Annotated in this window: 9 protein-coding genes; 2 read left to right on the top strand and 7 right to left on the bottom strand. The window is 41.7% G+C overall.

Going from position 1 to position 11,176, the window contains the following annotated elements; translation table 11 throughout:
• Nucleotides 1–2,310, top strand: a 2,310-nt coding sequence (locus tag I4Q58_RS15645) for a T9SS type A sorting domain-containing protein (protein WP_236002925.1), incomplete at its 5' end; no start/stop codon positions are given.
• A gap of 56 nt (nucleotides 2,311–2,366) precedes the next feature.
• Here I4Q58_RS15645 and I4Q58_RS12555 read toward each other — a convergent pair.
• The 6 genes from I4Q58_RS12555 to I4Q58_RS12530 all read right to left on the bottom strand — a co-directional run bounded on the left by I4Q58_RS12555 (nucleotide 2,367) and on the right by I4Q58_RS12530 (nucleotide 9,926).
• The gene (locus I4Q58_RS12555) at nucleotides 2,367–3,623 is read right to left on the bottom strand and encodes an acyloxyacyl hydrolase (RefSeq protein WP_203296245.1); all 1,257 of its coding nucleotides are present in this window, start codon (nucleotides 3,621–3,623) and stop codon (nucleotides 2,367–2,369) included.
• 75 nt (nucleotides 3,624–3,698) lie between these two features.
• Complete coding sequence (locus tag I4Q58_RS12550) at nucleotides 3,699–4,679, bottom strand: hypothetical protein (protein WP_203296244.1); 981 nt, start codon at nucleotides 4,677–4,679, stop codon at nucleotides 3,699–3,701.
• Nucleotides 4,639–6,072 carry an MBOAT family O-acyltransferase gene (locus tag I4Q58_RS12545; protein WP_203296243.1) on the bottom strand — a complete coding sequence of 478 codons (1,434 nt, stop codon included), beginning with the start codon at nucleotides 6,070–6,072 and terminating at the stop codon, nucleotides 4,639–4,641. The genes I4Q58_RS12550 and I4Q58_RS12545 overlap by 41 nt, the downstream gene beginning before the upstream one ends.
• Before the next feature lie 88 nt (nucleotides 6,073–6,160).
• Nucleotides 6,161–7,606 (bottom strand): hypothetical protein, encoded by a 1,446-nt coding sequence (locus I4Q58_RS12540; protein ID WP_203296242.1) that lies wholly within the window; start codon nucleotides 7,604–7,606, stop codon nucleotides 6,161–6,163.
• Between the two features lie 92 nt (nucleotides 7,607–7,698).
• The gene (locus tag I4Q58_RS12535; RefSeq protein WP_203296241.1) at nucleotides 7,699–8,775 is read right to left on the bottom strand and encodes a DNA topoisomerase IB; all 1,077 of its coding nucleotides are present in this window, start codon (nucleotides 8,773–8,775) and stop codon (nucleotides 7,699–7,701) included.
• A 65-nt stretch (nucleotides 8,776–8,840) separates the two neighbouring features.
• Nucleotides 8,841–9,926, bottom strand: a complete 1,086-nt coding sequence (locus I4Q58_RS12530; protein ID WP_203296240.1) for a M42 family metallopeptidase — start codon at nucleotides 9,924–9,926, stop codon at nucleotides 8,841–8,843.
• Nucleotides 9,927–10,061: 135 nt separating this feature from the next.
• Between I4Q58_RS12530 and I4Q58_RS12525 the strand changes: the two genes are divergently transcribed.
• The gene (locus I4Q58_RS12525) at nucleotides 10,062–10,751 is read left to right on the top strand and encodes a DUF4294 domain-containing protein (RefSeq protein ID WP_203296239.1); all 690 of its coding nucleotides are present in this window, start codon (nucleotides 10,062–10,064) and stop codon (nucleotides 10,749–10,751) included.
• Nucleotides 10,752–10,989: 238 nt separating this feature from the next.
• Here the strand turns inward: I4Q58_RS12525 and I4Q58_RS15640 are convergent.
• Nucleotides 10,990–11,176: hypothetical protein (locus I4Q58_RS15640; protein ID WP_236002924.1), on the bottom strand; the 187-nt coding region annotated here is incomplete at its 5' end.

Here is an 11,176-nt window from a genome sequence, read left to right as displayed (position 1 = left end):
GCAAGTGGAAACACGGCATCCGCTGAGGGTGGAGCCTACTGGAACGGGACCGGAGAGATGACCATCGACGGTACGACGGTCGACGGCAACACGGCCAGTGGTGCCGACGCTAACCAAGGTGGTGGCGGTGTGTTCAACGCAGGCGGAACGCTCACGGTCATGAACGCGACGATCACGAACAACATAGCCGACGGAGCTGCAGGTTCCGGAGGTGGGATCCTGAACGATGAGGGAAGCCTGACGGTAATGGATACCGAGCTTAACGGAAACAGTTCCATGCGCGCCGGTGGTGCGATCGAGGACAACTCGGTTGCCGGCAACATGCTAACGCTTACGAACGTCGACATGATGGGCAACAGCACGGCCTCGGCCCCAGGAAACGGTGGTGGACTTCACATTACGGGTGAGGGCGACTCCATGATCACCGGCGGAACGGCAAGTGGCAACACTGCCTCTGCTGAGGGTGGAGCCTACTGGAACGGGACTGGAGAGATGACCATCGACGGTACGACCATCGACGGTAACACGGCCAGCGGTGCCGATGCCGACCAAGGTGGTGGTGGTATCTTTAATGCTGGAGGTACTGTTATCGTAAACAATGCAATCATCAATAATAACATTGCCGACGGAGCTGCAGGTTCCGGAGGTGGGATCCTGAACGATGAGGGAAGCCTGACGGTAATGGATACCGAGCTTAACGGAAACAGTTCCATGCGTGCCGGTGGTGCAATTGAGGATAATTCTGTAGCAGGAAATATTCTTACCCTATCAGGTGTCGATTTTACTGGTAATAGTACAGGAGCAGCGCCAGGAAATGGTGGTGCCGTGCATATTACGGGTGAAGGCGATTCAACTATCACACAAGGTACTGCTTCCGGTAATACCGCTGCATCAGAAGGTGGAGCCTTTTGGAATGGTACTGGAGAAATGATAATAGATGACGTAATTATCGATGGAAACATAGCTGAAGGTGCCGATGCCGATAACGGTGGAGGAGGAGTCTTCAATAATGGAGGAACGCTGTTTATAACCAATGGAACGGCTATTACAAACAATCAGGCGACCGGAGCTTCAGGTTCTGGTGGTGGACTGTTAAGTACAGCAGGTGACGTTACCGTACAAGATGCTTCATTCGAATCGAATGCGGCAAATCGAGCAGGTGGCGCCATCGAAATTATTGATGGAACCCTAGGGTTTTCTATCTCTACCATGATTGGAAATGATGTGAACGGAACCGCTGGTACAGCCGCTCCTGGTAACGGAGGTGGACTTCACGTTACTGGTAATTCAGGTACGATTATCATTGAAGACAGTACCATTTCTGGTAATGAAGCTGCTAGAGAAGGTGGTGGACTTTGGAACCAGAGTGGCACTACAATGACGGTTACGCAAACTACTTTAGATGGTAATAGTTCCTTTGGAACTGCTGAAGACGACGGTGGTGGAGCCATTTTCAATAATGGTGGTATCTTGGAAGTAATGTCTTCAACTTTATCGAATAATGCCGCTGCTGGCGCAACCAGCGCAGGTGGTGGAATTCATAATGCAGACGGAGGTGATGTGATTCTTATGGTAAGTACTGTTACCGGTAACACTTCGAATGGTGTTGGTGGTGGAGTCTACGACAACGGTGCTAGCTTCGAAATCAACGCAGCAACCATCGCAACCAATGTTGCTCTCATGGGTGGAGGAATTGCTAGTGATGCAAATACGACCATTACCAATACAATAGTAGCATTAAACGATGGTGGTGGAAATGGTGAAGATATCAGCGGAAATGTTACTTCCAATGGTTATAACTTAATTGGAACTGACGATTTAGATGTCTTTGCCGAGGATGCTACCGATATTGAAGAAGTTGATCCTATGGTAGGACCACTACAAGATAACGGTGGTGAAACGTTCACGCATGCTTTGATGGAAGGATCGCCAGCATATAACGCAGGGAACCCTGACGATATGTTCGACGATCAGATTCAGCAACCAGTATTCGATAATATTCGTGATATTGGTGCATTTGAAGCACAAGAAGTATTATTGTCGATCGAAAACGTTTCATCTACAGGAATTGACGTAGTATTATACCCTAACCCTTCAAAAGGAGTGGCAACGGTAGAGATTCCTGAAGCTTTTGGAACGGATATAGAAGTACAGATTTTTGAAATAGCTTCCGGAAAGCTTGTGCGCAATGTCAACCTTTCCCCAGGAGCCAGCGAATTGAACTTTACTGATATGGCGAATGGAGCCTATATCCTTACGATACAATCAGAAACTTCTAATGCCACGAAGCGACTGATTTTAGCTAGATAATTATTTAGTTTATTTGTTGAGATGAAAAGGCCACTTCAATGTTGAAGTGGCTTTTTTTATGATTTCTTGAAAGAATACACATACCCGATACTAAATTCGGTGAAGTCGGCTTGGCCTAAATTAGCGTTGATATGAGCACCTAGAAATACGTTGTGCTTTCTGAATTCATGTGTACCCCAAACATAATATTTAATCCCCATTCTACTGGATATCGTACGCTTCACCTCATAGTACCAATCCAATTCGCCAGGCACTAGGATATATTGGGAGCCTTCATTTGTTTGCGAAACATAGGAGGGACCTTGGTTTAACTGCCAATCTATTTTGTAAAAGGGTTTGTAAATATTCAATCCTAGTTGAAATTCCATTCCTACATGGTTCAACAATAATTCACCGGTACCGAAAACCCCTACATTCGTGGCGTAGCCAAATGGATTTTCTCTAAAGTGAGGATATTCCGTTTCAACAAAAAATTCATTCTGATCGATATAATCCCGATAATGCTGATAGTACCTATAATATAAGCCCACACCGATTCGGAAGGTGTTATTCAGAACCTTTCCAAATCCGAAAGCAGCCGTATAAACAGGTTTTTTATCATTAAACTGTATTGAAAGAATATTTTCTCCATACCCAAAACGCGACGAAAAATACCAATACTTGCTTTTCTGATAATCAACAGTAGTGTTTGGGAGTGAAGATTTCCTCATACTGAATTGCGCCGATGCGCTAATCACTAAGCTGTTTAAGCCTTGATTCGGTAAGCGTGTATGCCCGTTGCTATGATGAATATATCCAGCACCCAAACGCCAATCGACAGTTCCTGATGCGGCTATTTTATAATACAAAAACGATTTGAACGACCATGTAAGCTTAGTCGTAACAGCCTTGTTATTCGGGTTAGTAATACTGTCGAATTGTGTATTGAAATAGGAACCACCCATTCCTACAGAAACTTGCCAACGGTCTGAACGTTTCTTGAATAAGTGAAATTCCGCCACAGGCATTGCGGTAAACGCTTGGCCCACCATAGCATCATTGCCAAAATCGATAGCGCCCAAGGAAAAGCCCGTTCTCGGATAACCCAACCGGTAGGCCCATTCCTGATTTTTATATGCCGAATTCCAACTAGCGGTGAGAAATATGTTTTTCTGAGCATTTGTTTCTGGGAATCCGCTATTGGCAGGAAGCGTTCTACCCACCATAACTTCAGGTGTTAGCCACCATTCGGAAGCGATACTATCGGAAGCTTGTTCTTGACCTTTCACCCAAAAAAAAGTGAAAAGTAGAAGGAGTAAGGTTAGTTGTTTCATTTCAGGCTGCAAGAAACAATTAAAAAAGAAATTATAAAAATATCATGCAACTGCAATACTCTAAGATTACATGGATTACATTTCTGTCTGTAAAAATAGTGAGTCTAATTTTTTGCTGAAAACTTCAGCACCATCTGGATTTAAATGATTTTCATTCCTAAAATAGCGCAATTTGAAATCGTGATCTTGCTCGGCGTTTAAAAAATAGACGTTATCGTAGCTATTCTTAATTTTCGATAAAATACTATCACGACGCTTCAGAATATCAGGATTACGTGCCGCCACATACGTTCTATAAGTGGGTGGACTGATGATAAAAACAGTGAGATCCCTTTCTCTGCAGTAGGCTACCATCTCTTCAAAATAAGGTGCATTGTAATTTAAAACCTGCGTCTCGGGCCGATTATTAATTCTTACCGAAGCATTTTCAACCCTCAAGGAATCGTATTTTAGTTTGCGATATTTCCCTTCATATTGATTGGTGTCGAAGCCATATTTGTTATAGACATCCGGAAGTGAATCCCGTAAAAAATGATTTGCCAATGCTTCCGAAAACTTTCCGGGGTGTGAAATAAAAAGCAATTTATCCTGAGGATAGGTTTTCCGTTGAAATGTATTCACATTGTAATAATGCAAAAAGACACTATTCTTCCAGTAATACTTTGAATTGTGTGGAATTTCGAAATGACCATAGGAAGCCTCAAACACCACTCCTTTTAAGTTGGGAAATCGATCTATTAATCCTTTCAATAAAGTGAAGTCGGTATTATGATGCTGGCCTGAAGAACTTAGATTAATGCTTTTGGTGGAGAGATATTCTGGATTGACAGCATGTTGTACCTGAGACGATCCAAATATGGCAATTTCTATATCCTTTCCATTTTCCTCTATATAGTGCTGTATAAGTGAAAAATGAGTAGGGAGGGAGCGCACGGTAGATTCCAAAATTCCATAGAGTATTACTATAGGAATAAAGAATAATAAAGCTGCAATCAGGAATTTATATTGCTTGCTTCTAGAATTGGAAGTAGATAAACTCTTCTTTTGGTCCGGCATATCGAATCAGTATGAACACGAAAATATAATAAATTATCCAGCGGGTTGGTCTATTAAAACGTTTTTCCAAATATTCAAATGGATGGTTATTTTTTCGCGTGAAAACTTCCAATAATACAAGTAGTGGGACAAAGAGAATTCGATATCCAATTTCATAGGTAAATGGTCTTCCATCCGACCAACTAAAGATGCGAAATAGAATAGTCTCCGCCATAGTGAAGGTTTCAGCCCTGAAAAATATGCAAGAGGTTACGATTAAAGCAAAACTGTAAACGACGGTCAGTGGTAACGGAATTTTAGTCAGGAAATAATTTAAATTATACGACCTCCCTTTAATTATGATTGGAACGCGCTCCAAAGACATAAAGATAGCCTGAAATACGCCAAAGAATACAAATGTCCAATTTGCACCATGCCATAAGCCGATTAAAGCCATCGTAATAAATAATGCTATGGTGCGTGAAAAGTAACTGCGTTTCCACGAGCGGATAATTGGTGCATATACATAATCGGTAAACCATTTCGTAAGTGTAATATGCCAACGTTGCCAAAATTCAGAGACGCTTCTCGATAGATATGGGATGTTGAAGTTCTTGCTGAGCTTAAAGCCAAATAACTTAGCCGTACCAATTGCGATATCGGAATAACCAGAAAAATCGCAATAGATCTGAAAGAAAAATAATACCGATGCATAAAGGAGTGATAATCCTTGATGTTCACCGGGTTCGGCATAATAGGCATTTACAGCCAGCGCCACGTTATCGGCTACAACCATTTTTTTAAACAGTCCCCACATAATCTGACGGAGACCATCCTTAGCCAACGCCATATCAAACTTTCGCTCGATAGAAAATTGGGGCAGTAGGCTACGGGCTCTTTCAATAGGACCTGCTACAAGCTGAGGAAAGAAACTCACAAAACAGAAAAAATTGAGCATATCGCGAGTCGGTTCTATCCTGTTTCTGTAGACATCAATGCTGTAACTCATGGTCTGAAAGGTATAGAAACTCAATCCAACCGGTAGAATTATATTTAGCGATTGGTAGGTATATCCTTGTGCGCTTATATGAAAAAGATTTGCGAAGCCTTCAGCAAAGAAATTATAGTATTTAAAAAGAAAGAGCACCCCTAAATTCCAAAGGATACTCATTAAAAGAAATGCCTTTTTTTTGTTCGATTTTTCGCTCCTGCCAATGCCTATACCAACGATATAATCCACTAAGGAGCTAGCTACAATCAGTCCTAAAAATCGCCAATCCCAAAGTCCATAAAAGTAATAACTAGCGATTAACAACAGTGCATTCTGCCATCGAATCCTTTTGAATCCGATTGCCCAGTAAAGAATGAGTACCACAGGCAGGAACAAGCCGAAGGAGAAAGAATTGAAAAGCAATGAGTCTTTATTAGCTAGTTATGGCGCCAAATATAAAAAAAGCCAGCACTTCTCGCACTGGCTTTTTAAATCTTTAGATACAAAATTCCTAATATCCTCTAATAAGAACATTATCGAATGCGATATCCTCATCGCCTGAGTTTAAGCTCATTTGAATACGGATTGACACATTGGTAGAGTTTGTTGGATTATTTGTCGCATTGTTTTCAAATGAACCGCGAAACGGCTGGAATGCGCTGGTCAAAAATTCACCATCGCCTACACCATCAAAGTCAGTATCCTCTTGGGGTGCTGTGTTAAACTGACTTCCATCGTTGGCAAAGGCTAAAATGGGTGTCCAGGTTGTCCCACCATCAAAAGAGTATTCAACACGAACATAATCGGAATCATCCCAATCCTCGCTTGTGCCATCATCATCCTCAGCAAAAATAGCATCGAAATAAATGGCTGAATATAAGGATACATCAATATTTTCGAAAACAACAGACTGAATAGGACCAGCTCCTTCCGCATCTATATCTTGAGCAGCAAAATAGCTCGTTCCTGATATGTCAGAGAAAGCTACACCTCCACCGATATCAGACCCATTTGTACGAATAAAATAGTCGGTTGTACCATCTGTAAATTCTGGGGTAGTGGTAGTGTAACTTACAGTTGTATCTTCAAAATCCTCATACCGTAAGCGATCTAAGCAGACAAAAGTTTCATCGGTCTTAAATGTACCGGATTTTTGTTCAGAAGTTCCTCGTCTAAAGTACCAAAGCCCTACAATTTCGGAACAATCAGGAGATACCGTATTATAAATCATTTGCCCAATCCATTCAACGGTATACCCATTCGATCCAACCGTAAACCCAGTTAAATCGCCTAAACCATCACCGCTTTCAGCATTACATATAGTGAAATCAGAATTTATCGGATCTGTGGCACAACCGTTTTGAATGCCTGTTCCAAAATAAGTATTATTGTTGAAATTCATTTGCGTGTCATAGGTTTGAGGACCAGTTCCATCGCCAGAAACCATAACATTGAAAGTCATGTCAGTAGTTGGTCCACATTCAACACAATTGTACGTTCCAGTGAAATTTACAATTGGGTTTTTGGTAGTCGATTTTTTTGCCAACAATGAACTCTCAACACCTTGAAAGGTAACATTCTCAACTAGGACATTCTTGCCATTTTCATCGACTGAAAAAGTAAACGAAATGTCGTCAGATGTAAAAACTAAATCTTCAATAGCTTCGCTATGCGAGATAGGCTGATTTGAAACAGCAGTATATGTTTCACCATCTTGCATTTCAAATGTAGCGGTATGACCATACTTTGTCTCGTTAGAAGCATTAATCTCAATAGCAACCTTTGCTCGAAATTCGGAGTCGACAGTTGTAAAAATTCCTTTGTACAATCCTGCTGCAGATTCGTCCTGCGCCATCTCGTAGGTTAAATTTTCTTGATCGGGGGTAAGTTCCTCGTTATCCACACTACATGCGAATAGCACAACGGAACTTAAAATTCCATAGAGTAATTTTTTCATAAAAAAATATAATTCAAATAATTAGTAACGAGGGCAAAAATATAATTTTATGACGCTAGGCCTAGGAATTTACTATTAAAATAATGTAAAATTTAGGTAGCTAATTCTATTTCGAAATTTTCAAGAATTTTCAAGAGCATTTTTTCACTGGCAGAAAAGAACTTTCCGTCCTTCATGTTATCGAGTTCTTCAAAATATGGAAGGATGGTTTTTTCCTCATAATGATCCGTCAGAATTGGATGCACATAATAACTTTTACAAACAGCTCTAGTGTTTCCCAGCCCTTCAGCAGCAGCATCGTAGGCCTTTAGGATATTCTTTTTACAGTCCTTTTTTGTATCCGCTAAACCCAAGTCGTATAACGTCTCAAAGTATATTTTACTAGCAGCCCACGTTCTAAAGTCCTTTGCTGAAAACAAATCCCCACTTAGTTCATGGATATAATCGTTCACCATACCACTATCGATACTGTGGTGGGTGCCATCTTCATCATAGTACTGAAATAGTTCCCAACCAGGAATATCTTCGCACTGCATGATCAGTTCCTGAAGCTTTGCATCCTTGACGGGAATGCGATGTTTCTTTCCTTTTTTCCCTGTAAACTCAAAAAGAATTTTGTTTTCATACACCTCTACATGTCGGGTACGTAGCGTAGAAAGCCCATAACTTTTATTGCGCTTTGCATAATAATCATTGCCGATCCGAATATGAGTTTCTTCCATCAGCCGAAGAACCAACCCCAAACATTTACGTTTTCCCATACGTGGTAGCTTTAAATCCTTACCAATTTGTTTGCGCATCTTGGGAAGTGCATTTCCAAAGGCAGCCATTTTTAGAAACTTTGTTTGGTTTCGTAATTTCGACCAATGCGGATGATAACGATACTGCTTTCGTTCTTTATCGTCCCGACCAACAACTTGCAAATGCCCGTTTTCCAAAGGTGTGATACGAACATCCTCCCAGGCCGGCGGAATTACCAATCCCTTAAAACGCTTGATAGCTTTCTTCGATTGAATCTTCTCGCCGTTTTCGGTATAATAGAACCCACGACCATGACGATGCCGTTGAATCGTTAATTTATTTTCAGTGATATATACCAAATCAGCCAACTCAGCGGCTTCTTTTGGTTCTTCAATCAGTTTCTTAATATCTGCAGGAGAAATAACCATGCATTAAAAATACATAGCATCATCACTAAAACTTTCATAAAGACTTTACAAAACTTTCCGAAAACTTAGTCAAAATAGCTAAAGGTATCACCATCTTTCATCGTTAGCAACGATTCGTATATTAGAGTGATGACATTTTCAACATCTTCCCGATGTACCATTTCAACCGTAGTATGCATATAACGCAGCGGTAAGGATATCAATGCGCTGGCCACACCGGCATTGCTATAGGCAAAGGCATCCGTATCGGTTCCAGTGGCACGCGAAAGCGCTGCACGCTGAAAAGGAATGTTCTTCTCCGTAGCGGTAGCCACAATATGATCGCGAAGTTTTTGCTGTACGGCAGGTGCATAAGCAACAACGGGTCCTTTCCCTATTTCGGCATGCCCTTCCTTTTTCTTGTCGATCATCGGAGTGGTTGTGTCGTGGGTAACGTCCGTTACAATAGCTGCATTGGGTTGAATGCGCTCCGCAATCATCTGGGCTCCGCGAAGGCCTATCTCCTCCTGAACCGAATTGGTGATATACAACCCAAAAGGCAGTTCCTTTTTATTCTCTTTCAGGAGCCGAGCCACTTCAGCTATCATAAAGCCACCCATTCTATTGTCGAGCGCACGGCACACAAATTTATCGCCATTCAAAATATGGAAAGAATCAGGATAGGTAATGACACATCCTACGTGGATACCCAAAGCCTCCACTTCCTCTTTATCCTTACATCCAACATCGATAAAAATATTATCGGGCTTTGGCGACTCCTCCTTGCTTTTATCCCGGGTATGAATAGCAGGCCAACCAAATACCCCTTTTTTAATGCCGTCGTTAGTATGGATGTTAACGATTTTTGATGGCGCAATCTGGTGGTCACTTCCACCGTTTCGTACCACGTACAACAATCCGTTGTCACTGATGTAATTGACATACCATGAAATTTCATCAGCATGACCCTCAATCACTACCTTATATTTAGCCTCTGGATTGATAACCGCCACGGCAGTACCATAAGTATCGGTAATGAATTCGTCAACATAAGGCTTTAAATACTCCATCCAGATCTTCTGACCTTCCCATTCGTAGCCAGTAGGGGAGGCATTGTTTAAATACTGTTCTAAAAAGGTCATCGATTTTTCGGTGAGGATGGATTTTCCCATAGGTAAAAACTGTTTTATTTATTCAAATCCCAAATTTAGCAATTTAATGAGAAGCACGCCGTTCTAATTGTATATTTTTGGAACGGTTTTCGCACCTTGAATTAGACCAAAACCTATTATAGTAGAAACCCCATAATGCGATTATATTTTAGCATACTTATTACCTGCTTTGCAAGTGCAGTGCTTTTCGGCCAAACAAAATATGAAGCCGAAAAGAAGGAAGATACTACCGAGACCTTTTACTATATCATTGAAGGTGATACAATCCCGAGGGAGTATATCGATCTAGAAGAAGTGGTACTGTTGAATAAATTGGAGTTCAATTCCGATAAGGACAGAAGGCGCTATCTAATCCTTCGAAGAAAAACACGAAAGGTTTATCCCTATGCCAAGTTGGCCGCCGAACGCCTTACGACCATGAACCTACGATTGGCTTCTATAGAGTCCAAGAGAGATAGAAGGGTCTATACCAAAAGAATCCAAAAATATATTGAAGAGGAATTTTCCGAAAAACTCAAAAAACTCACGCATACTGAGGGGCAGATTCTGGTGAAGCTTATCCATCGTCAAACCGGTATTACTGCATTCGATCTGGTAAAGGAACTACGCACCGGATGGCGGGCCTTTTGGTATAACACCACGGCCAGTCTTTTTGAAATATCGTTAAAGGAAGAATACCGTCCCTTCGATAATAAAGAAGACTACCTTATCGAGGATATACTCGAAAGAAGCTTTCAATCTGGGCGATTGGAGCGCCAAGAACCCGCATTCACAATCGATTACCTAGATCTTACCGCACACTGGAACGGGATTGTTAATAACTAAGCCAAAAAACCTTGCGCATCTTCCAGAAGCGCCTTATATTTGCAGTTCGCTCTTTTAAGTACTTGGGTGTTTCCACGCCAACGGCGTGGTCGGGCTTTCGCCAGTCGCTCTCTCCTAGAATGCTTACATTTCGGTGTCGAAATTTAGGATAAAGGAGAGGAGCTTCAACAGATGGCTCAATCCCTAACACTTTTTTTGTTTTGAAAGGAGTTGCCTTTCAGTCAGTTGAAAATTATTTTCAAAAAAAGCAAAAAAATGTTTGGAGAATAAGAAAAAGGCACCGTATATTTGCACCCGCTTTCGAGAGGGGGCGAGAATGGAAAATGGCCGGGCGGGCAGCCCGGGGATTGGGGTTCGACTCCCCGTCGGCCGACAGATTGATGCCGGGATTTTTTTTGACCGGCGAGTTCATTGAGGTATTGTAA

The sequence above is a fragment of the Luteirhabdus pelagi genome (assembly GCF_016827595.1).
Taxonomy (GTDB): domain Bacteria; phylum Bacteroidota; class Bacteroidia; order Flavobacteriales; family Flavobacteriaceae; genus Luteirhabdus; species Luteirhabdus pelagi.
This window is presented reverse-complemented; position numbering and strand designations above follow the sequence as displayed.

Coding starts and splice junctions, on each gene's coding strand:
- I4Q58_RS12525 (WP_203296239.1), top strand. CDS start 10,062: ATGCGATTATATTTTAGCATACTTATTACCTGCTTTGCAAGTGCAGTG.
- I4Q58_RS12530 (WP_203296240.1), bottom strand. CDS start 9,926: ATGGGAAAATCCATCCTCACCGAAAAATCGATGACCTTTTTAGAACAG.
- I4Q58_RS12540 (WP_203296242.1), bottom strand. CDS start 7,606: ATGAAAAAATTACTCTATGGAATTTTAAGTTCCGTTGTGCTATTCGCA.
- I4Q58_RS12535 (WP_203296241.1), bottom strand. CDS start 8,775: ATGGTTATTTCTCCTGCAGATATTAAGAAACTGATTGAAGAACCAAAA.
- I4Q58_RS12550 (WP_203296244.1), bottom strand. CDS start 4,679: ATGCCGGACCAAAAGAAGAGTTTATCTACTTCCAATTCTAGAAGCAAG.
- I4Q58_RS12555 (WP_203296245.1), bottom strand. CDS start 3,623: ATGAAACAACTAACCTTACTCCTTCTACTTTTCACTTTTTTTTGGGTG.